22 protein-coding genes and 2 tRNA genes are annotated in these 24,297 nt (G+C 35.0%); 19 read left to right on the top strand and 5 right to left on the bottom strand.

Features of this window, described 5'->3' with window-relative positions; all coding sequences use genetic code 11:
- Window positions 1–107: 107 nt before the first annotated feature.
- Window positions 108–890 carry a CheR family methyltransferase gene (locus G634_RS0102020; protein WP_026503894.1) on the top strand — a complete coding sequence of 261 codons (783 nt, stop codon included), beginning with the start codon at window positions 108–110 and terminating at the stop codon, window positions 888–890.
- 152 nt (window positions 891–1,042) lie between these two features.
- Here the strand turns inward: G634_RS0102020 and G634_RS0102015 are convergent, their stop codons facing one another.
- Complete coding sequence (locus G634_RS0102015) at window positions 1,043–2,224, bottom strand: ribonuclease H-like domain-containing protein (RefSeq protein WP_026503893.1); 1,182 nt, start codon at window positions 2,222–2,224, stop codon at window positions 1,043–1,045.
- A gap of 339 nt (window positions 2,225–2,563) precedes the next feature.
- On the opposite strand from G634_RS0102015, the gene rsxC reads away from it, so the two are divergent.
- The 6 genes from rsxC to G634_RS0101985 are packed head-to-tail and all read left to right on the top strand — an operon-like array spanning window position 2,564 to window position 7,710.
- On the top strand, window positions 2,564–3,880 hold the full coding sequence (gene rsxC / locus G634_RS0102010; RefSeq protein ID WP_026503892.1) for an electron transport complex subunit RsxC: 1,317 nt from the start codon (window positions 2,564–2,566) through the stop codon (window positions 3,878–3,880).
- Between the two features lie 22 nt (window positions 3,881–3,902).
- Window positions 3,903–4,850 carry an RnfABCDGE type electron transport complex subunit D gene (locus G634_RS0102005; RefSeq protein WP_026503891.1) on the top strand — a complete coding sequence of 316 codons (948 nt, stop codon included), beginning with the start codon at window positions 3,903–3,905 and terminating at the stop codon, window positions 4,848–4,850.
- Complete coding sequence (locus G634_RS0102000) at window positions 4,847–5,503, top strand: FMN-binding protein (protein WP_081676420.1); 657 nt, start codon at window positions 4,847–4,849, stop codon at window positions 5,501–5,503. The genes G634_RS0102005 and G634_RS0102000 overlap by 4 nt, the downstream gene beginning before the upstream one ends.
- A gap of 8 nt (window positions 5,504–5,511) precedes the next feature.
- Entirely contained in the window at window positions 5,512–6,297 is a 786-nt protein-coding gene (rsxE, locus tag G634_RS0101995) for an electron transport complex subunit RsxE (RefSeq protein WP_035798611.1), read from the top strand.
- The gene (locus tag G634_RS0101990; RefSeq protein WP_026503888.1) at window positions 6,297–6,881 is read left to right on the top strand and encodes an RnfABCDGE type electron transport complex subunit A; all 585 of its coding nucleotides are present in this window, start codon (window positions 6,297–6,299) and stop codon (window positions 6,879–6,881) included. Before rsxE ends, G634_RS0101990 begins: the two co-directional genes overlap by 1 nt.
- A gap of 25 nt (window positions 6,882–6,906) precedes the next feature.
- Window positions 6,907–7,710 carry an RnfABCDGE type electron transport complex subunit B gene (locus G634_RS0101985; protein ID WP_330364733.1) on the top strand — a complete coding sequence of 268 codons (804 nt, stop codon included), beginning with the start codon at window positions 6,907–6,909 and terminating at the stop codon, window positions 7,708–7,710.
- 48 nt (window positions 7,711–7,758) lie between these two features.
- On the opposite strand, the gene G634_RS0101980 is transcribed toward G634_RS0101985, so the two are convergent.
- Both G634_RS0101980 and G634_RS0101975 read right to left on the bottom strand, forming a co-directional pair.
- Entirely contained in the window at window positions 7,759–8,826 is a 1,068-nt protein-coding gene (locus G634_RS0101980) for an FAD:protein FMN transferase (RefSeq protein ID WP_035798582.1), read from the bottom strand.
- 5 nt (window positions 8,827–8,831) lie between these two features.
- On the bottom strand, window positions 8,832–9,653 hold the full coding sequence (locus G634_RS0101975) for a hypothetical protein (RefSeq protein ID WP_051233625.1): 822 nt from the start codon (window positions 9,651–9,653) through the stop codon (window positions 8,832–8,834).
- Window positions 9,654–9,876: 223 nt separating this feature from the next.
- On the opposite strand from G634_RS0101975, the gene thrC reads away from it, so the two are divergent.
- The 7 genes from thrC (at window position 9,877) to G634_RS0101940 (ending at window position 19,112) form a co-directional block, all read left to right on the top strand.
- Window positions 9,877–11,373: a threonine synthase gene (gene thrC / locus G634_RS0101970; RefSeq protein ID WP_026503884.1), complete on the top strand. Its 1,497-nt coding sequence runs from the start codon at window positions 9,877–9,879 to the stop codon at window positions 11,371–11,373.
- A 25-nt stretch (window positions 11,374–11,398) separates the two neighbouring features.
- A complete protein-coding gene (locus tag G634_RS0101965; protein WP_330364731.1) occupies window positions 11,399–12,772 on the top strand; it encodes a citrate/2-methylcitrate synthase in 1,374 nt (457 codons plus the stop codon).
- A 156-nt stretch (window positions 12,773–12,928) separates the two neighbouring features.
- Entirely contained in the window at window positions 12,929–13,588 is a 660-nt protein-coding gene (deoC, locus tag G634_RS0101960) for a deoxyribose-phosphate aldolase (RefSeq protein WP_026503882.1), read from the top strand.
- Between the two features lie 55 nt (window positions 13,589–13,643).
- Window positions 13,644–15,464 carry an aminopeptidase P family protein gene (locus tag G634_RS0101955; RefSeq protein ID WP_026503881.1) on the top strand — a complete coding sequence of 607 codons (1,821 nt, stop codon included), beginning with the start codon at window positions 13,644–13,646 and terminating at the stop codon, window positions 15,462–15,464.
- A 233-nt stretch (window positions 15,465–15,697) separates the two neighbouring features.
- The gene (locus tag G634_RS0101950) at window positions 15,698–17,281 is read left to right on the top strand and encodes a zinc ribbon domain-containing protein (protein WP_026503880.1); all 1,584 of its coding nucleotides are present in this window, start codon (window positions 15,698–15,700) and stop codon (window positions 17,279–17,281) included.
- A gap of 577 nt (window positions 17,282–17,858) precedes the next feature.
- A tRNA-Met gene (locus tag G634_RS0101945) sits at window positions 17,859–17,932 on the top strand.
- 298 nt (window positions 17,933–18,230) lie between these two features.
- Complete coding sequence (locus tag G634_RS0101940; RefSeq protein ID WP_026503879.1) at window positions 18,231–19,112, top strand: patatin-like phospholipase family protein; 882 nt, start codon at window positions 18,231–18,233, stop codon at window positions 19,110–19,112.
- On the opposite strand, the gene G634_RS0101935 is transcribed toward G634_RS0101940, so the two are convergent.
- On the bottom strand, window positions 19,087–19,950 hold the full coding sequence (locus tag G634_RS0101935) for a helix-turn-helix domain-containing protein (RefSeq protein WP_026503878.1): 864 nt from the start codon (window positions 19,948–19,950) through the stop codon (window positions 19,087–19,089). The two genes, G634_RS0101940 and G634_RS0101935, sit on opposite strands and share 26 nt — an antisense overlap.
- A 215-nt stretch (window positions 19,951–20,165) precedes the next feature.
- Between G634_RS0101935 and G634_RS0101930 the strand changes: the two genes are divergently transcribed.
- The 5 genes from G634_RS0101930 to G634_RS0101910 all read left to right on the top strand — a co-directional run bounded on the left by G634_RS0101930 (window position 20,166) and on the right by G634_RS0101910 (window position 24,040).
- Window positions 20,166–20,239: transfer RNA gene (locus tag G634_RS0101930), tRNA-Met, on the top strand.
- 239 nt (window positions 20,240–20,478) lie between these two features.
- Entirely contained in the window at window positions 20,479–21,528 is a 1,050-nt protein-coding gene (gene hflK / locus G634_RS17615) for an FtsH protease activity modulator HflK (protein WP_081676418.1), read from the top strand.
- 2 nt (window positions 21,529–21,530) lie between these two features.
- Entirely contained in the window at window positions 21,531–22,415 is an 885-nt protein-coding gene (gene hflC / locus G634_RS0101920; RefSeq protein ID WP_026503877.1) for a protease modulator HflC, read from the top strand.
- An 18-nt stretch (window positions 22,416–22,433) separates the two neighbouring features.
- The gene (locus G634_RS0101915) at window positions 22,434–23,333 is read left to right on the top strand and encodes a TIGR01212 family radical SAM protein (protein ID WP_026503876.1); all 900 of its coding nucleotides are present in this window, start codon (window positions 22,434–22,436) and stop codon (window positions 23,331–23,333) included.
- Window positions 23,334–23,449: 116 nt separating this feature from the next.
- Window positions 23,450–24,040 (top strand): DUF6033 family protein, encoded by a 591-nt coding sequence (locus G634_RS0101910; protein ID WP_026503875.1) that lies wholly within the window; start codon window positions 23,450–23,452, stop codon window positions 24,038–24,040.
- Window positions 24,041–24,125: 85 nt separating this feature from the next.
- On the opposite strand, the gene G634_RS20680 is transcribed toward G634_RS0101910, so the two are convergent.
- The gene (locus G634_RS20680) at window positions 24,126–24,287 is read right to left on the bottom strand and encodes a rubredoxin (RefSeq protein WP_081676416.1); all 162 of its coding nucleotides are present in this window, start codon (window positions 24,285–24,287) and stop codon (window positions 24,126–24,128) included.
- Window positions 24,288–24,297 lie beyond the last annotated feature (10 nt).

Raw genomic sequence — 24,297 nt, 5'->3', positions numbered from 1 at the left:
TTTATGCATAGCGGTCTTTTGTCATTAATAAATTGAAAAAGTATCCGATAATATAGATGGAGCTAATTATAGTTTGTAATATTGTATTCTGACACGGAGGGCGATACATGAGCGATTATGAATGGTTTAAAAAAGCTGTTTATGACCTGACTAAGATTGATTTGAATGCTTATAAAGAAAAACAGATGAAACGTAGAATAGATACACTCATTGGAAAATATGAGGCTAAAGGCTACGATGAATTTGCAGGGATGCTGAAAAAAGATAGAGAAGTATTAAATACTTTTGTCAACTATCTTACTATTAACGTGTCAGAATTTTTTAGAAATCCAGATCAATGGCGATTGATGGATCAGCAGATGGTTCCAGAACTTATGGGCAAATTTGGCAAGAATTTAAAAATTTGGAGTGCAGCATGTTCAACAGGAGATGAACCCTACACTATAGTAATGTTGTTGTCAAAACATGTTCCGCTTAATCAAATAAACATTCTGGCTACAGATTTGGATACTGTTGCAATCGCTAAGGCCAAGCTTGGAGTCTATAATGAGAAAGAAATTTCAGGGGTACCATCTGAGTTTAAGTCTAAGTATTTTACAAAAACACCAGATGGAATGTTTGCTGTTTCAAACGATATAAAAAGTAGAGTGACTTTTAAACAGGCGGATTTGTTAAGAGATCCATATCCTAAGAATTATCATCTGATAGTATGTAGAAATGTGCTTATATACTTTACTGAGGAAGCCAAGGATATCACATTTAGAAAGTATTACGAGGCATTAGCTCCTGGAGGAATACTGTTTATTGGTGCTACAGAACAGATAATAAATTATAAAGATATTGGATTTGAAAGAAAAAATTCGTTCTACTATGAACGGCCTTCCAAGTAAATGATTTGTTTAAAAGTAAACACTTATTAACAAGTAATAGATTAAATTAGATGCTTTTTTATTTTTTTTATAAAAATAAAGGTGTAAACTAGTCAAAGATAATTTCAAATGACTAGTTTGCGCCTTTTTTGATTTTTTATTATTGCATAGTCTTATATTTTGTCAAAAAATAAGTGTCTAAGTATGTGTAATGCATAAAGACTCATACCATTTCGGCTTTTCTTTAAAGAATCAGTTAATTCAAAGAAAAGACTGTGCTCATCATAACTTCTTTTGAAAAATGGTATAAAAGCTAAATCCCATTCTGGTAAATATTGAGCAGGTTTTCTAGTATAACAATTTCTAGCACTTGCTTGAACTCTATGTGATCTGTCAACAAATTTGGCAACAGATTTATGAATTGCCTGATCTTCGTCTGGAAGATAGTAGTAATCCTTATAATTGGTATAGAAGTACTTCATTTCTTCGTCATAAATTGGAATGCGAATATTTGCATAACCATTATCTGTTTCAAAGAACACTCCATCAGACTGTAATTTGAAGTCTACTGGTAATGAAAACGGAAGCAGAATTTTCATAAACAATTCTTCTTTTTGAATTCTGTTTATATCATCATAGTAGTTGGCTGCAACTTTGACAGCTTTAACCGGCAATTCATTGGGCATTTCCTGAAGGTCGTTATCGTTTTTTATTTGGATGAGAGGTGCATTTTTTATTTGTTCAAAAAGGTCGGGATAAAACAATATAGGCATAATGTTGAACATTCCATTTATGTCATCCGCATTATGGAGAATAAGCTTTTCAAATGATTCGGTGGACGGCTTTTGCTGATATTCTGCATATATTTCGATGAGTTCCTGACCAGAATACTTGTCTTCTCTATTTATTCCTAAAAATTTCTCAATTGTTTTTTGTTTGCAGTTTTCCAAACAAAGTAGATTTCTATAACCGGATATTTCTTTGTACAAATCAATAGATTCTTGACTTGTCAATGGATTATCTAATTCAAATTCTTTACATTTAGCGTCAATGAAAGGAAAATCAAATCTATTTCCGTTAAAAGTTATAAGAGTTGAATAATTAGCTGAAAAATTCAGGAAATCAGAAAGAATTTTATTGCTTTCATCAATGGTATCGGAAAACCATTGGCGTATATTCCAATTTCCGTTTTCAAAGAACGCACATCCTATAAGATAAATAGTAGATGATTTGACAAAAAGTCCAGTAGTCTCAATATCTACGAAAAGGATTTTGTTTATATCAGCTATTTTTTCTAATGGATATTTGAAGGCCAAATTATTGATATTATTTATTTTTTTATTTGTAATCTTCATGTTAACCTCACAAAAGTATTATCAGAGACTATTCTATCATTTTTTTAATTTAATAACAAAAGATAATGTAAAAATAGTTAGCATAGACTAAAAAATCGAAAACGCGTTCAGGATGATGAATAAAATTACCAAAATTTCGTCAATTTTAATGGCTCCATATGGCAATTTTTATGAAAATAGCGTAAAATATAAGAAGTGAATTAATTTGTAATTTTTTTGCTACATAACAACATTGCTACAAGAGTAGTGATAGTAACCAGAGCTGTACCAGAGTAAGTTACTGAAGAGTGCAAACAGTAACACCAAGTTACAAGGTACGTTCAGAAAGAAGGGTAGGAAATGGCAAGACTTACATTCGTAGGGGGAGTCCATCCATATGAAGGAAAAGAATTAACAATGGACAAACCCATAAAGACAGTTCTGCCAAAAGGGGATCTGGTATATCCGATATCACAGCATATCGGTGCTCCGGCTAAACCTATAGTGGCAGTAGGAGACCATGTTCTGACTGGACAGAAGATTGCAGAGGCTTCAGGTTTTGTATCTGCGCCGATTTATGCAACGGTTTCAGGTACTGTTAAAGCGATTGAGCCAAGAAGACTTGCAACAGGCGGAATGTGCGATAGTATCATTGTAGAAAATGATGGTAAGTACGAAGAAGTTGCATATCCCAAAATGAAACCTTGGGAAGAAATGACACCAGAAGAGATAGTGGCAGCTGTACGAGAAGCTGGTGTTGTAGGAATGGGTGGTGCAGGTTTTCCAACTGCCGTCAAATTATCCCCAAAAGAACCGGACAAAATTGAATACGTAATAGCAAACTGTTCAGAATGTGAACCGTATTTGACTTCTGATTACAGAAGAATGATTGAGGAACCAGAACTTCTTGTTCAAGGACTCAGGATTGCTGTCTCTATTTTCCCTAAGGCAAGAGGAATTATTGCAGTAGAAGATAATAAGCCAAAAGCTATAGAAAAGTTACAGGAACTGGTGAAAGATGATTCCAAAATAAGTGTCAAGACATTGCAGACAAAATATCCACAAGGTGCAGAGCGAATGCTCATCTATGCATGTACTGGAAGAGAAATTAATTCTTCTATGCTTCCGGCTGATGCGGGATGCATTGTTGATAATACCGATACTTTGTGTGCAATTTCACGTGCGGTTACAGAAGGTCGTCCGCTTATGGAACGAATTGTAACTATAACTGGTGATGCTGTCAAGGATCCGTGTAACTATAAAGTTAGAATTGGAACAAATTATCGTGAACTTGTTGAAGATGCAGGTGGATTTGTAAAGGAACCGGCAAAGATTATTTCTGGCGGACCTATGATGGGTTTTGCAATCTTTGATTTGGATATTCCGACAACAAAGACTGCATCTGCTCTTACTTGTCTGACAGTTGATGCAGTTTCTGCAACTGAGCCGACAGCATGTATTAATTGCGGACGATGTGTTGAAGCTTGTCCTGAAAAGTTAGTACCAAAGAATCTGGCAGATGCAGCAACTCATAATCAGACCGAAAGATTCCTTGCGGAATATGGTATGGAATGCTGCGAATGTGGTTGCTGCTCGTTCGTTTGCCCGGCACATCGTCATCTGACACAGCTAATTAAAGGCATGCGTAAGATTCAGTTGGCAGCACGAAAAAAATAATAAGACAAAATAGGAGGACATTATGGACGAATTAAGAAATGTCTCATCCAATCCACATGTAAGAAGTGGGGATACAACTCCCAGCATTATGATGTGGGTTGTCATAGCATTGTGTTTGCCGGCTGCGTATGGTATTTACAATTTTGGATGGGATGCATTTATAATAATGCTTTTAGCAGTTATATCTGCAGTGGCAACAGAGTTTATTTATGAAAAACTCATGAAGAAACCAGTTACAGTTAAGGATTATTCTGCGCTTGTAACAGGTCTTTTACTTGGAATGAACCTTCCTTGTACGGTTCCTTTCTGGGTGCCGATAATGGGAAGTATTTTTGCTATTCTTGTTGTAAAAATGTTGTTTGGCGGACTTGGCCAAAATTTCATGAACCCTGCACTTGCAGCAAGATGTTTTTTGATAATATCATTTCCAAAACTTATGACAACATATGTGACAGATACATACTCGGGCGCAACACCTCTTGCAGCTCTTAAAGCCGGAACAAGTGTTAATGTTACAGATATGATAATTGGTAAAGTTGGTGGCGTTATCGGCGAAACTTCAATGGTAGCAATTGTGGTTGGCGCATGTATTCTTATTCTTACAGGGGTTATAGACCTTAGAATTCCAGGATCATATATTGTCAGCTTTGCAGTCTTTGTTCTTATTTTCGGCGGTCATGGACTAAATTTGACATATCTTTCAGCACAGCTTGCAGGTGGTGGACTTATGCTTGGTGCTTTTTTTATGGCAACTGACTACACAACAAGTCCAATTACAAATGCCGGTAAATATGTTTATGGTATAGTGCTTGGAATTTTGACTGGAATATTCCGTATATTTGGTACAGGAGCAGAGGGAGTTTCCTATGCAATTATTATTGGAAACCTTTTAGTTCCACTTATCGAGAGATGGACACTTCCAAGAGCTTTCGGTATTCCTAAAAAGTCTAAAAAGGAGGCAAAAGCATGAGTAGTGAGGCTAAAACTCCGGTAAAAAGAAGTGAGACCGGCGAGATGATTCATAATGCGGCTATCCTTTTTGTAATCACTCTTATTGCCGGAATACTTCTTGGATTGGTTTATCAAATAACCAAAAATCCAATAAAAGAGCAGGAACTTAACAAAGTAAAGGGAGCTTATTTAGCAGTTTATCCTGATGCTAAAGAGTTTGGACTTGATAATATAGTTGATTCTGAAAAAGCTTCTGAATTGCTTGCTAAAAGTGATTTTGCAGGTGCAACAATTAATGAAGTCCGTGAAGCATATGATGAAAACAAAAATGTAATTGGATATGTAATGCAGGTAACTAATAAAGGATATAACGACAATGTTTCGTTTTCTTTAGGTGTTACAAAAGACGGCATTCTTAATGGGATTTCACTTATAAGCATTGCTGAAACTCCTGGTCTTGGTATGAATGCAGAGGTTGATATTGTTCCTCAGTATTCTGTCGATGGAGGTCTTCCTACAGATCAGGTATACGAGGTAGTAAAAGACGGTTCAGGTAAATCAGATGCAACTGATACGAAAATCGAGGCTATTTCAGGAGCGACTATTACATCCAAAGCAATTACAGCAGGTGTAAATGCAGGCCTTCTATACTATCAGCAGGTTCTGAAATGAGGTCAATAATGAGTAGTCAGAAAAAAGGTGCTCTTGGACTTACAGCTAATACTCCAGGAGAACGTTTGGCAAATGGTATAATTGTCGAGAATCCGACACTTGTTTTAGTACTTGGTATGTGTCCAACACTTGCAGTTACAACATCTGCGATAAATGGTTTGTCCATGGGACTTGCTACAACTTTCGTTCTTGCTTTGTCAAATGCAGTTATTTCACTTTTGAGAAAAGTTATTCCGGACACAGTAAGAATTCCAAGTTTTATCGTAGTTATAGCGTCTTTCGTAACGCTTGTTCAGCTTCTTATGCAGGCATATCTTCCAGCGTTGAATGAAGCACTTGGAGTTTATATTCCTCTTATCGTTGTTAACTGTATCATTTTTGGTCGTGCAGAGTCATATGCCAGCAAGCATGGCATAGTTCCTTCTTTTTTTGATGGAATAGGTATGGGACTTGGATTTACTGCTTCTATTACAATTATTGGTCTTGTTCGAGAACTTATTGGAGCAGGAACTGGATTTGGAGTACAGATTTTAGGCGAGGGAACAGTAGTAAAAGGCATAATCGGCAAGACTTTTGCTATGTACACACCAATTAGTATTTTCGTACTTCAGGCAGGTGCATTCCTTGTTTTGGGAACTTTAATGGCAGCTCGTAACAGAATGAAGAGAAAGCTTGAAGAGGAAGGTAAAGATACTTCTAAATTCAAAGAAGGCGGCACATGTATGGCTGGTGCTATTGCTGCCGATAAAGCTAAAAGAGAAGCTGCAAAGGCAGGAAAGGAGGAGAAGGAGTGATGCAGACTATAAGCGGACTTTTGGGCATTCTGATCATGTCCTCTCTCATAAATAACGTAGTATTATCACAGTTTTTGGGACTGTGTCCATTCTTAGGAGTTTCCAAGAAAGTTGAATCAGCTGTTGGAATGGGCGGTGCAATCGTATTTGTTATTACCATTGCATCTTTGGTATGCGGTCTTTTGTACAAGTTTATACTTGTTCCACTTGACCTTACTTATCTGAACACAATTGTATTTATTTTGATAATTGCTATGCTTGTTCAGTTTGTAGAGATGTTCTTGAAGAAGTTTGTAAAGCCATTGTATGAAAGCCTTGGCGTATATCTTCCTCTTATTACAACAAACTGTGCAGTACTTGGTGTAGCTTTATTGAATGTCACAAACGAGTACAGTATTCTTGAAGGTATCGTTAACGGTTTTGCAACAGCTGTTGGCTTTACAATTTCTATTACAATATTGGCAGGCATTCGTGAAAAGATAGAATATAATGATATTCCTGAATCATGGAAAGGAACACCAATAGTAGTAATTACAGCAGGTCTTATGGCTATAGCATTTACTGGATTTTCCGTTCTTCGCTAAAAGACGGTAAAAAAGGAGATAGATTATGATAGATGGATTAGGAGTACTAATCGCTGTAGCTGTGGTGGCAGGAACGGGAATACTAATAGGTGTCGTTCTCGGAGTAGCCAATATTAAGCTGCACGTCGATGTTGATGAAAAAGAAGCTGCAGTTCTTGGAGTTCTTCCTGGAAATAACTGTGGTGGATGTGGTTTCCCAGGATGTAGTGGTTGTGCGGCAGCAATTGCTAGTGGGAAAGCACCAGTTAATCAGTGTCCTGTAGGAGGAGCCCCAGTTGCAGCGCAAATAGCTGAAATTATGGGAACTGATGCAGGCTCTGAGGAGAAACAAGTTGCATATGTTCATTGTAATGGAACATGTGAGAATGCATCATCTCAGTATACATATTCTGGAGCTATGGATTGTCGGGTTATAAATCAGCTTCCGGGTAATGGTCCTAAAACATGTACCTATGGATGTCTTGGTGGAGGCAGTTGTGTAAGCGTATGTCAGTTCGATGCAATTCATATAGTAAATGGAGTTGCAGTCGTTGATAAAGAAGCTTGTAAAGCTTGTAAAAAGTGTATTGAGATTTGTCCTAGACATCTTATTGATTTAATACCTTACTCATCTACAGAAGTTGTAAGATGTAAATCTAATGACCCTGGTCAGAAGGTTAATAAGTATTGTAAAGTTGGATGTATTGCATGTCGAATCTGTGAAAAGAACTGTCCGGTAGGAGCTATTAAGGTTGAAAATAATGTAGCATCTATTGATCAGTCCAAGTGTACACATTGCGGATTATGCGCACAAAAGTGTCCTAAGAAAGCAATAGAGATTGTAGGATAATAAAAAGGGACTTTGTTTTACAAAAAAGTAAAGCAAAGTCCTATTTTTTTACTTTATTTTAGGAAATCCTGAACTGGTATGAAGCTTATAGTCGTTAGTTATAAAAACAGCTTCAACACCTTTAGTTTTTTCTATTAATTCCATTCCTTTATCAAGTCCTAGAACAAAACAGGCTGTTGAAAGAGCATCACCATCAACTGATTTGTCAGATATAATTGAAACACTGTATAGAGAGTTTTCTACAGGATATCCTGTTTTTGGGTCTAAAATATGATGATAAATCTTATCATCTTTTTCGAAATATCTTTCATATACTCCAGAAGTAACAATTGATTTATCACTTGCATTTACAACACAAGCATATGTTGAGGATCCTTCAAAAGGTTTTTCTATTCCAACTTTAAAATCACTGCCATTTGGTTTTGAACCAACTAAAAGGACATTTCCGCCAAGATTGATAATGGCGCTTTTTACTTTCTCCTTGCAAAGATAATCTTTTATTTTATCTGCAATAAAACCTTTGGCTATAGCGCCGAGGTTTATTTTGGTATCATTGTCGCTTATAATTATACTTGATTTGTCTTTATTTACAATTACATTGCAAAAATCTGTATGTTTTATATTCTTTTCTATGTCTTTTTTGTCTGGAATTATTTGATTATCATTTGATGTGAAATTCCATAATGAAATAATACTTCCGAGCGAGGGATTAAAAGCACCATTTGAAAGATTTGCATATTTTATCGATGTTTCAATCAGTTCAAAAGTATCTTTGGAAACAACAGTTTCTTTTTGGTTTGAGTTATTGATATTCCAAATATCAGAATTTTCTTTTTCAGCTGATAATAGTTTATCATATCTATCGGATATCTGCATGCATCCATCTAATATTTTATCGGCTCTTTCTTTGAAACTATAGTTTCCATCTTTTTCAAGAGAAAAAATAGAAATCGAAATAACAGTATCAAAATAGAATCCAGTTCTGCTCGCAACTTCATCACCGACTAAAACATCAGATAAGGTGGAAGAAGTATCCTTGCAGGATGTAAGGACTAAAATGATTGACGCAGCAATCAGGCAGGTGATTTTTTTGATGTTAAAAGAATTTGAGTACATTTTGTTTAACCTTTCCAATTGATTATTTTAGGGGAAATTTTAATACGTGTATAGATATCAGCATAATCCATTGGACGAAGATCTTCAATGTAATTAGGTTCGAATTTTTTTGTAATACCTTGTTTTATTAATAAATCAGCTGCTTTATTATATGCTATTGCAGCTTCTATTTCAGAATCATAAACTCCAACTACAAAGTTACTCTTAACATGAATTATAACTTTATATTTTTGGAATCCTTTTTCTGTGAAGAGACGAACACCACGATATCTGTTAATAATCTGAATGTTGGCATATCTTAGGTCAGTTGAATCACCATTTATAAAAATGTAATCTCTTCCGGCTACAGCATATGGAGGGATACCGTATCTTGTCATAATACTTATTTGACTTCCGTAGTCAGCAACAAATAGATGACTACCTCTTTTTTGGATAGTATGACTAGAATAATAGAATAAATCATCAATATCAAAAGTGTATACATCTCTATTTGATAAATAATACAAAAAATATCCTTTTTTTAGAATAATAGGAGTTGAAATATAAAATTTATTATCACGAAAATTGATCAGACTTACGTATTTAGAAAAAGACAATACCAGAACATGGGAATAATCTGAGAGTGTAATATCATTATTATCAAGTATTTTTCTTGCTTCGAGATAAGCTTTATGAGCTACAAATTCGCTTTTGTAATTTCCAAGAGCAATATGTTTTCCTTGATAGGTAATAGATGCGCGAAAAAAAGTGCTTCCATCTTTTTTGATTGAAGCATGTACACCTGTAAGTCTTTTTTCGGAATTTTGCGAGATTGTTTTTGGACTCATAATTACTCCCTTTGAAATGAATAATTATGTTACTGGTTATATTTTGATTATTCCTATATTTTATATCGGCAAAAACACTTGAATTATGTGGTAAAATATTAATATAAATCTATTTTTCTTATTGTTCTGGGTTTCGTAATAAATAAAAGTATGGTATAATGTTTCAAACTTTAAATCAATGAAGTGACACAGCATGAAAATGTTGTGCTTTTAGGAGGAAGTAATGAGAGACGTAATCTATTCAAGTACAAGGGGTGATGCATTAAAAGTTAAGGCATCAGAGGCAATTTTGCGTGGACTTGGACCAGATGGTGGACTTTTTGTTCCAGATCATGTTCCGCATCTTGAGCATTCATTAGAAGATATTTCAAAAATGAATTATCAGCAGACAGCATATGAAGTTATGAAGCTTCTGCTTACAGATTATACAGAAGATGAGCTAAAGTATTGCATTGAGCATGCATATGATTCCAAATTTGATACTAAGGAAATAGCACCGCTTACTAAGGCGGGAGATGCTTATTATCTTGAATTGTATCATGGAAAAACGATTGCATTTAAAGACATGGCTCTTTCAATACTTCCTTATCTCATGACAACAGCAGCTAAGAAGAACAATGTTAAAAATGAAATAGTTATTCTTACAGCTACAAGTGGAGATACCGGAAAAGCAGCTCTTGCAGGATTTGCAGATGTTGAGGGAACACGTATTATTGTATTTTATCCAAAGCATGGTGTATCTCCAATTCAGGAGAAGCAGATGGTAACCCAAAAGGGTGACAACACTTGCGTAATTGGTATTGAAGGTAATTTCGATGATGCTCAGTCTGGAGTGAAAAAGCTCTTTACAGATGAAAAACTTGCCGAGATTATGAATAATGCAGGATTCCAGTTTTCTTCAGCTAATTCTATCAACATCGGAAGACTCGTACCTCAAATAGTATATTATGTGTATGCATATACTAGACTTTTGGCACAGAAGAAAATTACAGATGGTCAGAAAATTAATGTTGTAGTACCTACAGGAAATTTCGGAAATATTCTTGCAGCATATTATGCAAAACAGATGGGGCTTCCAATAGCAAAGCTTATCTGCGCAAGTAACTCCAATAAAGTGCTTTATGATTTCTTTGAAAGTGGTTCTTATGATAGAAATCGTGAATTTGTGCTTACATCATCTCCGTCAATGGATATTTTGATTTCTTCTAACCTGGAGAGACTTATTTATCATATTGCAGGAAATGATGCAAAGAAGGATTCTGAGCTGATGACTAGTCTTAGTCAAGACGGTAAGTATTCTATTACAGATAGCATGAGAAGCCAGCTTGTAGATTTTTATGGAAACTACGCAACAGAAGAAGAAACAAAAGATGCTATTAAATCTTTGTATGAATCTACAGGTTATGTAATTGATACACATACTGCAGTAGCAAGTAAAGTATATGAAAAGTACAGAAAAGAAACAGGAGATGAAACTCTTACTGTTATAGCTTCTACAGCCAGCCCGTTCAAATTTACTCGTTCCGTTATGGAAGCTATTGACAAGGCAGACGATAACGCTGATGACTTTGAACTTGCTGATATTCTTTCACAAAAAGCTAATATCATGATTCCTGAGGCTGTAACATCTATTAGAAACGCTGAAGTTCGTCATGATAAAGTTGTAGAAACTCAAGATATGGAAAAAGCAGTTAAGGAGTTTTTGGGTATTTGCGACTAAGATTACATTGAGAAAGGAGAGTATATTGGCAGAAGACAAGAACATTTATTCAGAAATCACACCGGAACTTGAAAAATTATCTAATCTTTGTAGGAATTCAGACTATATTGAACCTGAACTATATACTAAGTTTGCTGTAAAAAGAGGACTTCGAGACCTTAATGGTAAAGGTGTTCTTACAGGACTTACTCATGTCTCTGATATTGTCGCAACAAAAGAGGTGAACGGTGAGTCAGTACCAGCAGATGGACAACTATTTTACAGGGGATATAATGTTGAAGACTTGATTAAAGGATGTGTAAGCGATGATCATTTTGGGTATGAAGAAGTGACTTATCTTCTTTTGTTTGGAAATTTACCCAATAGTGAGGAACTTGAAAACTTCAATAAGAGCTTGTATTTTTATCGTAGTCTACCTACTAGCTTTGTTAGAGATATAATAATGAAAGCTCCTAGTAGAGATATGATGAATACGCTGTCTCGCTCAGTTCTCACACTATATTCGTATGATGATAATCCTGATGATACCAGTCTTCCTAATGTTTTGAGACAATGCATGTCGCTGATATCTTTGTTTCCACTATTAGCTATATATGGATATCAGGCATATAATCATTATCATGAAGGAAATAGCTTATTTATCCATCCACCGAGAACCGATTTGTCTACAGCTGAACATATTTTGTACCTGCTTAGACCAGATTCACAGTATACAAAACTTGAAGCAAGACTTTTAGATATATGTCTTATTCTTCATATGGAGCATGGCGGTGGTAATAACTCGACTTTTACAACACATCTTCTTTCATCTAGTATGACGGATACTTATTCTGTCATGGCTGCAGCAATTGGCTCGTTAAAGGGTCCAAGACATGGCGGAGCAAATATTAAGGTTATGCGCATGTTTGATGATATGGAAAAAAATCTTAAGAATTGGGAAGATGAAGATGAAATATGCGACTATCTTGAAAAACTATTGAATGGTGAAGCTTTTGACAAGGCAGGACTTATCTATGGTGTAGGACATGCGGTTTATTCTAAATCTGATCCAAGAGCAAGAGTATTCAAGAAATTCGTTGAACAGATGGCTCATGAAAAAGGATTTGACAAAGAGTACGCATTATATGACAAAGTTTCGAGGCTTGCTCCTTTAGTTATTGCTAAACGTCGAAAGATGTATAAAGGAGTCAGTGTAAACGTGGACTTTTATTCCGGTTTCGTATACAAGATGCTTGGACTTCCGATGGAGTTATATACACCTTTGTTTGCAATGGCACGTATTGTTGGCTGGAGTGCACATAGAATTGAAGAGCTTGCAAATAATGGCAAGATTATTCGTCCTGCATATAAGTCGGTAGGACCACATCTTCACTATAAAGCGCTTGACGAAAGAATGTAAATTTCATTACTTTTATCCTGATTTAGAAAAAGAACCCTTATTTGGTAAGGGTTCTTTTTTTTGAACATTTGTGATAAAATTTTGTGTGGATGTTTTTGATCCTAGATATTACAAAGAAATGTAATAATGGTATTAAACGGAAATGAGGTAATAATTATGGAAAACAAGGATATTTTGAAGTACATCGACCACACACAGCTTAAAGCTTTTGCTACATGGAAGGATATTGAGGACCTTTGTGATGAAGCTGTAAGATATGGTACAGCTTCTGTTTGTATTCCTCAGTCATATATTAAAAGAGTAAAAGATAAATATAAAGATAATCTCACAATCTGTACAGTTATAGGATTTCCTCTTGGATATAATTCTACATCTTCTAAGGTGTTAGAAGCTAAAGATGCAATAAGAGATGGTGCAACAGAAATTGATACAGTTGTAAATATCGGAGATGTTAAAGATGGCCGATTTGATGAAGTCAAGAATGAACTTCTTCAGATTCGTGAAGCAACAAAAGGTTATGTCCTTAAAGTTATTATTGAAACTTGCTACCTTACCGAGGAAGAAAAGATTCGTTTATGTGAAATCGTATCAGATGTTAAAGCTGATTTTATTAAGACATCTACTGGTTTTGGTACAGCAGGTGCAACGGTAGAAGATGTGAAACTTTTTGCAAAACATATTAAAGATGGAGTTAAGATTAAGGCAGCAGGTGGAATCCGCACAATAGAGGATGCTAAGGCTATGCTTGATGCTGGTGCACTTAGACTTGGTTCTTCTGCTGTAGCTCAGCTTATCGGCAAAGAGTACAATATGTAATGCAATTGATAATTCGACGTTAAAATCTAAGATTTAAAAAACAGAGGATATAGTAATGGAAAACAGAACAATTATGAAACGTCTTAAAAAACTCCGTGCAAAGATGAAAGATCATGGTATTGATTATTATATGATGCCAACATCTGACTTTCATAATTCTGAATATGCAGCAGATTTTTTTAAAGCAAGAGAATACTTTACAGGCTTTACAGGCTCTAATGGTACAGTAGTAGTATCCGAAAACTGGGCAGGAATGTGGACTGACGGAAGATATTTTATTCAGGCTGAGAAGGAAATGGAAGGAACAGGAGTAACTCTTTATAAGATGATGAATGAGAATGTTCCTACTATTAAGGAATATCTTTCTTCTAATATGAAAAAAGGTCAAGTGCTCGGCTTTGATGGAAGAGTTATAAATACCGAATTAGGAAATGATTTAGAGAAGCTTCTTTCCAAAAAAGGTGCCAGCATTTCTTATAACAGAGACATAGCAGATGAAGTTTGGGAAGACAGACCAAGCCTTCCATGTCATGATATGTACATTATTACTGATGAATTATGTGGTAAAAGTTTTAAAGAAAAGCTTAAAGATGTTCGCTTGAAGATGAAAGAAAATAACTGTACATCATATCTTCTTTGCAAGCTTGATGATATTATGTGGCTTACAAATCTTAGAGGTGATGATGTGGAGTGCAATCCTGTAGCTTTGTCCTACGCTTTTATTACAGACGAAGAATTCCACCTTTTTGTACAGATGGAAGAAGTTACAGATGATGTATTTGATTATTGTAGCGATAATGATATGGTTCTTCATGATTATTTTGAAGTTGCTGATTTCTTAAAGAAAACAAGACTATCCGGCAATATCATGTATGATAAGAGAAATGTCAATTATTCTACATACAGGTCACTTCTTGCGTGTGCAAAAAGAAGTAATGTTGAACTGGAAAATGTTGAAGATCCAACAGAAATCATGAAGGCTGTAAAGAATGAGACAGAGCTAAAAAATATCCGTGATATCTATCTTAAAGATAGTGCTAAGCTTTGCGAATTCATCTACTGGCTTAAAAACAGCATTGGAAAAGAAGAGATTACAGAGTATTCTGCAGCTATGAAGCTTGATTCAATGAGAAAAGAAATTCCAGGATTTATTGAACTTTCTTTCCCAACAATCAGCGCCTATGGATCAAATGCTGCAATGATGCATTATGAAGCTACTAAAGATGATTTTGCTGTATTAAAGAACGAGGGAATGCTTCTTGTTGACTCAGGGGCAACATATATGGGTGGAACAACTGATGTTACTCGTACTATTGTTCTTGGAGAAATATCCGATGAAGTTAAGATGCACTATACAGCAACCTGCGTTGGAATGCTTCAGCTGGCTAATTGCAATTTTCTGAAAGGTTGTTACGGTAGAAATCTTGATATTATGGCAAGAGGCCCTATCTGGGCTATGGATCGAGATTATAAGTGTGGTACAGGACATGGAATAGGATATATGTTAAATGTCCATGAAGGTCCTCAGAATATCAGATGGGCTTCTAGACCGGGACTTTCAGATGCAGTACTTCAGGCTGGAATGATAGTATCAGATGAACCTGGAGTATATGTTGAAGGAAAGCATGGAATTAGAATTGAAAATATTCTTGAAGTAGTAGAAGGTGTAAAGAATGATGATGGACAGTTTTTGCACTTTAATCAGCTTACATTTGCACCAATTGATTTAGAGGCAATTGATACTAAGTATATGCAGCCAAAAGATATTGAGGCTCTAAATAATTATCATAAGATGGTATTTGAGAAAGTTTCACCTCTTATAGATGATGAGAAGATTGTTGAGTGGCTTAAAGAAGCTACTAGAGAAGTTGAGTAAAAGAAACAGGAATAGGGAAATAATTTTTCGATATACCACTTGTCATGTGGTTTTGTTTATTGGTCAGTTTTTGTACTATTTGAAATTTTGAGTAGTATTATTATATTAGAAAACGTCAAAAGTCAGAGTAATAGCCATAAAATGTTACTACTTTTGGTTTTTGACGTTTTTTATCTATTGATTTTCATTTTTTTATAATAAATAAGATATACGAGTGAGGGAAGGGAGTATTTATGTTTTGCGAAAAGTGTGGAAAAGAGTTGAAGAACGGAGCATTGTTTTGCGAGTTCTGTGGTACTAAAGTTAGTCAATCTGGAAATCCAAATATGCAGATGGGAGGGTATAATCAGTACCAGGGGAATGGAAACCCAAATATGCAAATGGGTGCGTATGTACAAAATGGAAATCCTGTAGATAACAAGCCTAAGAAAAAGAGCCATAAAGGAGCAATTATTGCATGCGTACTGGTAGTAACACTTTCTGTCTGTGGTGTTGGCTCTTTCTTTGGATATAGATGGTATCAGGGCAAGAAGCTTGAAACTGCACTTGAAACTGCTGCTAAAGATTATAAAGATGAAAAGTATAAAGAAGCAATTTCTGAGTATGAAAAAGCTCTTAAGCTTGATAAAGAAAATGATGAAGCTAAAAATGGTAAGAAGAAAGCAGAACTTGGATTAAAGATAGCAAATGCAAATAAGCTTGTTAAGGCTGGAAAGTATGAAGATGCAATTTCTGCTTTTGATAAAATTCTTGAAGATAATCCTGACAATGAAGATGCTATAAATGGAAAGAAGAATGCTCAGGATGGAAAAAAGTCCAAGCAGCTTGAATCAGATTTAAAGACAGCAAAAGGATATCTTGATAGCGGAGATTATGATAATGCTATTTCAAGTTTCCAGACAATCCTTAGCCAGCACAAAGATAATAAAGATGCAAAAGAAGGCATTACAAAAGCCTATAATGCCAAGGTGGATGCTGATATCGCAGCTAGCGATTTTGAAAAGGCAAATACTGATGCGCAGGATGCTCTTAATGCAACAGGAGATTCAAGCTTCCAGACACGTATTGATAATGAAATTGCTCCTAACATTGTTCCAACAGCTGAAGAGCTATGTAAGGCCGCAAACGATGCACTTACAGAAGCATCTTCTATTGAGACAAATATTGCTATTACTCAGGATTATGATATTACTTCTAGTTCGGCAAATCTTAGTACAACTCTTAAAAGCGATGGGAAACTTGTTTATCAGGTTGCAGGAGGTGAATATACACTTTCAGAGAATGTAAACGTTTCTGCAAATGAAAAATCTAAAAAATTTACAAATCTATATTACAGCGATGCTCAAGGAAAGGGCTATGCTAAAATGGATGGAAGTGATTGGAAAGAAAATGATAAACTTGGAAAAACCCTTACAAATTTTGAGGCGATTTACAAGGGAATTCCGAATGCAACATATACTTTATCAGAGAATACGGAAAATATAGATGGTAAAGAATGCTATGTTATTACAACTGATCTTCCCTATTCTGAAGCTAAAGATTTAGGCAAGATTGGATTATTATATAGCTCTTTCACAAAAGGAGTTAGCTCGGAAAACTGCACAGCTACAGTAAAAATTTACATTTCAAAAGAGACAAAAGAAGCTGTACAGGAAATTATAACAGTATCAGGAATTGATGCTTCTGGTGCAGCCAAAGAAATGAATTCAGCGCTTAAGGTAGATGATGTAAATATAACATTTAAAAGTATGGAATTTAAAATTGATTTTACTAAAGTAGGTGAACTTGAAAAAGTTGATGTTCCAGAAGGGTTTTAAAAAATAATTTCATTTTAATAAAAGTTTAAGTGATGAAAATGGGGAGTGGTTATTGAATCATTCCTCATTTTTATTAGCTGCAATTTTTTTAAAACTATATAGGTGGTTTTTACCTGATGTTCATGTTATAAGTGAATTATGGAATAAAAAACGCTAGCCACAAATGTGACTAGCGTTTTATTTCGAGTACATCCCAAGGTGCCGTCTCCTGTTTTTTGACTCCTAGCTAACGCCAGGTGGGTTACCGCAACTGTAGCCGCTGCCTTCCTCTCCCGTAGCTATCGTAAAAACGAAACCGAAGGCGTGACATTGGAAATACAGTGATCTAGGATTCCCGTTTAAAGTAAATGTAGGTTCAAAAATGTACAGGTTTAACGCACATCCCAGGTTCACTTGTTCCTCAGAACAAGATGTCTTCTTGATTTCATTATAATAAAAATCAGGAAAAATGCAACTATTTTTGGCGGGAAAAAACTTTTTTGAAAAAAATCCAAAAAAGTGTTGACAACTAATAGGGGTAGGAGTTATAGTATACGAGTCGGTTGCGACAAGCGCCGCAAATAACAAATGAATATATGGCGAGATAGCTCAGTTGGCTAGAGCACATGGTTCATACCCATGGTGTCGAGGGTTCGAATCCCCCTCTCGCTACTATTTGAAAGTGGTTTAGATGTTCTATTTAAACCACTTTTTTGTTGTGGTTTACGAATAAGTTCAGCTCAAAGACTCGAAAATAGAGAGTGAATTTTGCTAAAAGGTCTTTAAACTGAATTGATTGAAGGTAAATAGAAATGTCCAAAAAGAATATGATTATGAATTTTTTGAGTATAATAGGCTAATAGATTTAATAAAATATCAAATTTCGTGAGTAGATGCATCCTAAATCAAGTAATAAGTGCAACTTTTTTAACTTTGTAGTATACTGTTGAATATATTAGGGAGGTAGCATATGGATCAGAAAGTTAAAAAGGGTCTCATTCTTGAAGGCGGCGCCATGCGCGGAATGTTTACTGCGGGTGTATTAGATGTGATGATGAGAGAAAATATTGACTTTGACGGAACAATAGGTGTTTCAGCCGGTTCAGCTTTTGGCTGTAACATTAAGTCAAAACAGATAGGTAGAGTTATAAGATATGCGACGAAATATTGTAACGACTGGAGATTCTCTAGTTGGAAGTCACTGTTTAAAACTGGAGATCTTTATGGGGCAGAGTTTTGTTATAAGACTATTCCATATGAATTAGATCCTATGGATTTTGAAACTTTCAATAAAAATCGCATGGAATTCTATGGAGTATGCACTGATGTTGAAACTGGAAAGCCTTATTATCACAAATTTTCTAATGGTAAAGGCAAAGATATGCAATATTTTATTGCTTCTGCATCTATGCCTGTTGTGTCAAGGATTGTAGAAGTAGATGGAAAAAAACTGCTAGATGGAGGAGTGGCTGACTCTATACCTGTAAAATTTTGGGAAGGTAAAGGGTATAACCAAAATGTAGTAGTGTTAACACAGCCTCTAGGATATGTAAAAAAGCCTAACAAAATACTACCTCTTATTAAGCTTATGTATAAAAAATATCCAGAATTTGTTGAAACAGTAGGTCAAAGACATATATACTACAACCAAACACTTGAATATATCAGAAAAAAAGAGCTTACAGGAGAGCTTTTTGTTATAAGACCTCCACATGAACTTAATATAGGCAGTATGGAACATGAACCATCAGAACTTCGCCGAGTATATGAAATAGGCGTGCAAACTATGGAAGAGCGAATTAATGAACTTAAAAAGTATTTGTATCCTATTTGTGAAAAAGCAGCCTTTTAGAGAATGCGTTTCTGTATTCGCTAGGAGAAATTCCAGTTTGCTTTTTATATGCTCTTGTGAAGTTGTGAACATCGCTAAAACCTAGATTGAATGCGATTTCTTTTATAGGCATATCTTTATCTGATAACATGAAATTTGCAGTTTCTATTTTTCTTTTTAGAATAAATTGTTTGAGCGGAGTTCCGCATAACTTATAAAAAAGGTGCGACAAATACTTTGGATTATATTTAAAAGCATCAGCTATGTCCTGAACTTTTATATTTCTGCTTAAATTTTTTTCAATATAATCAAGCATGTCGTTGTAAATTTGCTTTTGATTAATAGGGACAGCGTTGGTAGAAAAAGTTTGGAGCTGTCCATATAGTTCTGTTATGATGCAGGTAGTCATGGTATTTACAGATATTTGAGGATAATGATTTTTAACTAGATCCTGTAGTTGCTTCATTAAAACGATAAGTTTTTCTGGTCTAGGTATAATTCCTGTTTGAGGAATTACTAACGTTGAATCACAATCAAGAGTGTTTATCATAGTTTTAGTGATTGTATATGGTAAATCTGTGGCTGGTGATATAAAGTGGAGCCAGTAGAACTCTGAATAGGCTTCTTTATATCCAAGACGAAAAGAACTGCTAGGCGGAAGTAGCAGATATTCATTCTTTTTTATATGAAAGTTTTGGTCTTGGTATGTTATATAAAGCTCGCCCTCAGTTAGAGTTATAAGTTCGAACTCATTAAGCGGAAAACGTTCGTGTTTCCATTTATCGGAAAGTGCTTTGAATTTTCCTGTATAAACATATTTGAATATTTGGTTTTGTGGAAGTGCTATATATTGTGACATGTAAAGCTCCAATTGATTATCTTACATTATTAAACACTGGTTATTGATTGGAAAATGGCTAATAATCAGTGCCTTTTTCGTGTTTTGAGGGTGATTTGCTAATTACTTTATTATTATAACAAAAAAATAAAAAAAAGTGTTGACAAATACATACGTTTCGGGTTATAGTATCTAAGTCGGTTGCGACAGGCGCCGCAAACAGCAAATGAATATATGGCGAGATAGCTCAGTTGGCTAGAGCACATGGTTCATACCCATGGTGTCGAGGGTTCGAATCCCCCTCTCGCTATTATGTGTAAGAGGTTTGAATATTTATTTAAGCCTCTTTTTTTATGCTGTTTTTTCCACGAGGATATCATTAGAAAATTTGTTGATAATTAAAACATCATTACTATAGTATAAAAATGATTTGGATTTAAGTATTGATTTTAGATTTAATTTACTGAAGTTTTTGCATAAAAATGGTAAATAAGTTAGAATATTTTATTGAAGGCTCAATTAGTTTGAACAAGGTATGGAGGAGAAACTATGGATTCGAAAAATTCAAAGAAATCCAGCAAAGAATATGAAAAGGTAGTACATTTCAGAGATCCTATCGACTTTAAAGGTTTTTTCAAGAAGAGGGGATTTGTTGTTGGAGCAGTTTTAGTTATTGCTGTTTTTTTTCTGGTCCAAAACTGCACTTATTCTGTAAAGGAGCAGGAACAGGCAATTGTAACAATGTTCGGTAACGTTGTAAGAACTGATACAGCAGGACTGTACTTTAAGATACCATTTCTGCAGCAGGTTCATATGGTAGATATGACTACTCACGGTTTTGGTATTGGGTATGTTATTGAAAATGGCCAGAATATTACAGTTGAAGATGAGGGAGTGATGATAACTTCTGATTTCAATTTTATTGACATTGATTTTTATGTTGAATATAAGGTGAGCGATCCGATTGCTGCTTACTTTAATTCGGAAGATCCCTATGCAGTAATGAAGAACATTGCCCTTGCTAATATAAGAAATACTGTAGTGAAATATACAGTAGATGATGTGATGACTACAGCCAAAGGCAAGATTCAGTCTGAAATAAAAGATAATCTGTCCAAAGAATTATCAGCTAAAAAAGTGGGTATTCAGATAGTTAATCTCTCTATACAGGATGCAGAACCACCTACCGATGAAATTGTTAGCGCCTTTAAATCTGTTGAAACTGCAAAGCAGGGAAAAGAAACTAATATAAATAATGCCAAAAAGTATAAGAACGAACAACTTCCAGGTGCAGAGGCAGAAGCTGACAGAATAGTCAAAGCAGCAGAAGCAGCCAAGGATGCGCGTATTGCAGAGGCAGAAGGCCAGGTTGCAAGATTTAAAGAAATGTACGAACAGTACAAGCTTACACCGGATATAACGAAGAAAAGGCTTTTCTATGAGACAATGGAAGATATTCTTCCTGATTTGAAGGTGATTATTACTGATGGGAAAACTCAGGAGATGTTGCCGCTTGAAAGCTTTTCGTCAGATTCATCTTCTTTAGATAAATCATCATCAGGCAAAAAAGAAGACAAAAACCAAAAGGATGGTGAATAATCATGGAAACTAAAAAAGTTAATCAGATGAAGTTTTATATTTTTCTTGCAGTTGTTATTGGCGTTTTGTACATTGTTTTTCATGGATGTCTTTTTTCAGTAAGTCCAAATGAATATGTAGTTGTAAAGCGTTTTGGTAAGGTTGTCTCTATTGAAAAAGAAACGGGTCTTCATGCAAAACTTCCATTTGTTGATGACGCTCAGAGTATCAGTGCTAAAATGATTTTGTATGATATTCCGGCTTCAGATGTTATTACAAAGGATAAAAAGTCTATGATTACAGATACCTATGTGATTTGGAAAGTTTCAGATCCTTTGAAATTTCTCAAGACTCTTAATGCAATTAATGAAAGGGCAGAAGAAAGAATAGAAGCATCAGTATATAATGCAACAAAGAATGCTATTTCTTCGATGGATCAGGATGAGGTCATTGAAGCAAGGGGTGAAGCTTTGATGCAGATTATAACTAAGGAAGCCAGAGAAGATATGGATGGCTATGGAATCGAAATTGTTCAGGCACAGATTAAAGCTCTCGATCTTCCAGATGATAACAAAGCGGCTGTTTATGATCGTATGATTTCTGAAAGAAATAATATCGCGGCTTCTTTTACAGCAGAAGGTAAGGCGGAGGCACAGAAAATAAAGAATGAAACAGACAAAGAAGTAGTTACAATTAAGGCTAATGCGCAAAAAGATGCAGAAAAGCTTAAGGCTGAAGGTGAAGCTGAATATATGAAGACTTTGAAAAAGGCTTACGATTCACCGGAAAAAGCTGATTTTTATAACTATCTTAGAGGTCTTGATATGCTCAAAAAGTCTTTGAAAGGCAATAAGACTATTATACTGGACAAGAATTCAGAGCTAGCAAGAATTCTTTATGGTAAGTGATTTTTGGATGTATGGATAATGAAATATACAAGTGCGTCAGAATTTTTTAAACAAAGATACGGGACAAAAGTTTATAGATTGTCTCTTTCAAGTGGGTGCAGTTGTCCTAATAGGGATGGAACAATATCTACAGGAGGCTGCACCTTCTGTTCAGAAGGTGGTTCTGGAGATTTTGCATCAAAAGGGGATGATATAAGAAAACAGATTGAAGATGCCAAAAAGAAAGTTGATGCTAAGTTTCCGAAGAATATTGGTATTAATGAACGGAAATATATAGCGTATTTTCAATCTTATTCCAATACTTATGGCGATGCAGACAGATTGAAAAAGCTATATATGGATGCATTTCATGAGCCTGGAATTGTAGCGCTGTCAATTGGTACAAGACCAGATTGTTTTAATGACGAAATATATGAAATGATTTCAGAACTTGTGGTACAGGGAGATGTTTATATTGAACTTGGACTTCAGACCATTCATGAAAAAAGTGCCAAGGCTATAAATAGAGGATATGAACTCTCTGTTTTTGATAAGACATACCAAAGATTAAAGCAGATAGGTGCAATTGTTATAGTACATGTTATTTTGGGGTTGCCTGATGAAACAGTAGATGAAATGCTTGAAACAGTAGATTACCTTGCAAGACTTACACCAAGACTTGATGGCATTAAGCTGCAGCTCTTGCATGTGCTTAAAGGAACTGAACTTGGAAGAAGATTTATGGATAATCCTTTCAAAGTTTTTACTTTGGAAGAATACTGTTATGTAGTTGGAGAGTGCCTAAAAAGGTTGCCAAAGGAAATAGTAATACACAGAATAACAGGTGATGGTCCCAAAAAGCTTCTTATTGCACCGCTATGGAGTGCTGATAAAAAAAGAGTTTTAAATACGATGAATCAGTATATTCAGAAATTATAATAATTGTCGATATATTTAATGAAGACTATTATTGTCTGATAACATCAAGTTACTTATTAGAAGAAGTAGTAATATTAGCACAAGGATGTGCAGTGTTTTTACATGGAGGTAAAAATATGACAAATTTTGATTCTGGAAAAATTCGTAAAGTATCTGCAGCCAGTAGGATATATGCGGCTAGTCCTGTTTTGTCTAGCGCCAATACCAAAGAAAAGTTTTCAAACGAAATGGACTCGAAGAGCGAAGATAAGAATAAGGACCAAAAGCAGTATTCTGATAATTCTGATTATATTCTTGGAAATTTTATTGGAATTCCCAAACTAAGTAGTCGGGCTGTTTCTTTTTATAATAAGCTTCAACAAAAGTATCCAGAGCTTTTATTTATTCTTATTCAGGAAAAGTACAAAGAAAAAGCCAAGAAAAAATCAGCCAATTTCGCAAGACAAGGCATAATGATGATTCTTCTTGAAGAAGAAATAGTGGAAAAAATGGCTGTAAATAGAATGTATGCATCTAAGATAGATGAGATACTACGTAAAAGTATTCACAGTATTGTTCCAAAGAAAACTCTTCCTAAAGAAAAAGTTAAAGGTTATGGAATACAGATAGAAAAAAGCGTTTCATTTACTCTTTTTGTAATATTAAATGAGGAAGAATTATTAGAAGAGGAAACCAAAATTGGTAAACACATTGATATATCTGGATGATAATGGTAAAAAATAAAAATGCGTGAATTTTTGAAGTTTGGAAACAAAAATTCACGCATTTTTTGAGTATAGTATTTTTATATGTTTATTCTTTCTTTTCGAACATATCTTTGCTTACACCACATACAGGACATACCCAGTCGTCAGGAAGCTTATCAAATGGTGTACCAGGTTCGATACCATGTTCAGGATCTCCTACAATTGGATCATATTCATAACCACACGGTCCACAAATATAAATATCCATACTATCTCCT

It is taken from the genome of Butyrivibrio sp. NC3005, from assembly GCF_000424545.1.
Taxonomy (GTDB): domain Bacteria; phylum Bacillota; class Clostridia; order Lachnospirales; family Lachnospiraceae; genus Butyrivibrio.
The sequence above is the reverse complement of the archived record's forward strand: the minus strand, read 5'-3'. Positions and strand labels throughout refer to the sequence as shown.

What these genes read in the sequence shown, in the direction of transcription:
- G634_RS0102020 (WP_026503894.1), top strand. Translation starts at nt 108, where the DNA reads ATGAGCGATTATGAATGGTTTAAAAAAGCTGTTTATGACCTGACTAAG.
- G634_RS0102015 (WP_026503893.1), bottom strand. Translation starts at nt 2,224, where the DNA reads ATGAAGATTACAAATAAAAAAATAAATAATATCAATAATTTGGCCTTC.
- rsxC (WP_026503892.1), top strand. Translation starts at nt 2,564, where the DNA reads ATGGCAAGACTTACATTCGTAGGGGGAGTCCATCCATATGAAGGAAAA.
- G634_RS0102005 (WP_026503891.1), top strand. Translation starts at nt 3,903, where the DNA reads ATGGACGAATTAAGAAATGTCTCATCCAATCCACATGTAAGAAGTGGG.
- G634_RS0102000 (WP_081676420.1), top strand. Translation starts at nt 4,847, where the DNA reads ATGAGTAGTGAGGCTAAAACTCCGGTAAAAAGAAGTGAGACCGGCGAG.
- rsxE (WP_035798611.1), top strand. Translation starts at nt 5,512, where the DNA reads ATGAGTAGTCAGAAAAAAGGTGCTCTTGGACTTACAGCTAATACTCCA.
- G634_RS0101990 (WP_026503888.1), top strand. Translation starts at nt 6,297, where the DNA reads ATGCAGACTATAAGCGGACTTTTGGGCATTCTGATCATGTCCTCTCTC.
- G634_RS0101985 (WP_330364733.1), top strand. Translation starts at nt 6,907, where the DNA reads ATGATAGATGGATTAGGAGTACTAATCGCTGTAGCTGTGGTGGCAGGA.
- G634_RS0101980 (WP_035798582.1), bottom strand. Translation starts at nt 8,826, where the DNA reads ATGTACTCAAATTCTTTTAACATCAAAAAAATCACCTGCCTGATTGCT.
- G634_RS0101975 (WP_051233625.1), bottom strand. Translation starts at nt 9,653, where the DNA reads ATGAGTCCAAAAACAATCTCGCAAAATTCCGAAAAAAGACTTACAGGT.
- thrC (WP_026503884.1), top strand. Translation starts at nt 9,877, where the DNA reads ATGAGAGACGTAATCTATTCAAGTACAAGGGGTGATGCATTAAAAGTT.
- deoC (WP_026503882.1), top strand. Translation starts at nt 12,929, where the DNA reads ATGGAAAACAAGGATATTTTGAAGTACATCGACCACACACAGCTTAAA.
- G634_RS0101955 (WP_026503881.1), top strand. Translation starts at nt 13,644, where the DNA reads ATGGAAAACAGAACAATTATGAAACGTCTTAAAAAACTCCGTGCAAAG.
- G634_RS0101950 (WP_026503880.1), top strand. Translation starts at nt 15,698, where the DNA reads ATGTTTTGCGAAAAGTGTGGAAAAGAGTTGAAGAACGGAGCATTGTTT.
- G634_RS0101940 (WP_026503879.1), top strand. Translation starts at nt 18,231, where the DNA reads ATGGATCAGAAAGTTAAAAAGGGTCTCATTCTTGAAGGCGGCGCCATG.
- G634_RS0101935 (WP_026503878.1), bottom strand. Translation starts at nt 19,950, where the DNA reads ATGTCACAATATATAGCACTTCCACAAAACCAAATATTCAAATATGTT.
- hflK (WP_081676418.1), top strand. Translation starts at nt 20,479, where the DNA reads ATGGATTCGAAAAATTCAAAGAAATCCAGCAAAGAATATGAAAAGGTA.
- hflC (WP_026503877.1), top strand. Translation starts at nt 21,531, where the DNA reads ATGGAAACTAAAAAAGTTAATCAGATGAAGTTTTATATTTTTCTTGCA.
- G634_RS0101915 (WP_026503876.1), top strand. Translation starts at nt 22,434, where the DNA reads ATGAAATATACAAGTGCGTCAGAATTTTTTAAACAAAGATACGGGACA.
- G634_RS0101910 (WP_026503875.1), top strand. Translation starts at nt 23,450, where the DNA reads ATGACAAATTTTGATTCTGGAAAAATTCGTAAAGTATCTGCAGCCAGT.
- G634_RS20680 (WP_081676416.1), bottom strand. Translation starts at nt 24,287, where the DNA reads ATGGATATTTATATTTGTGGACCGTGTGGTTATGAATATGATCCAATT.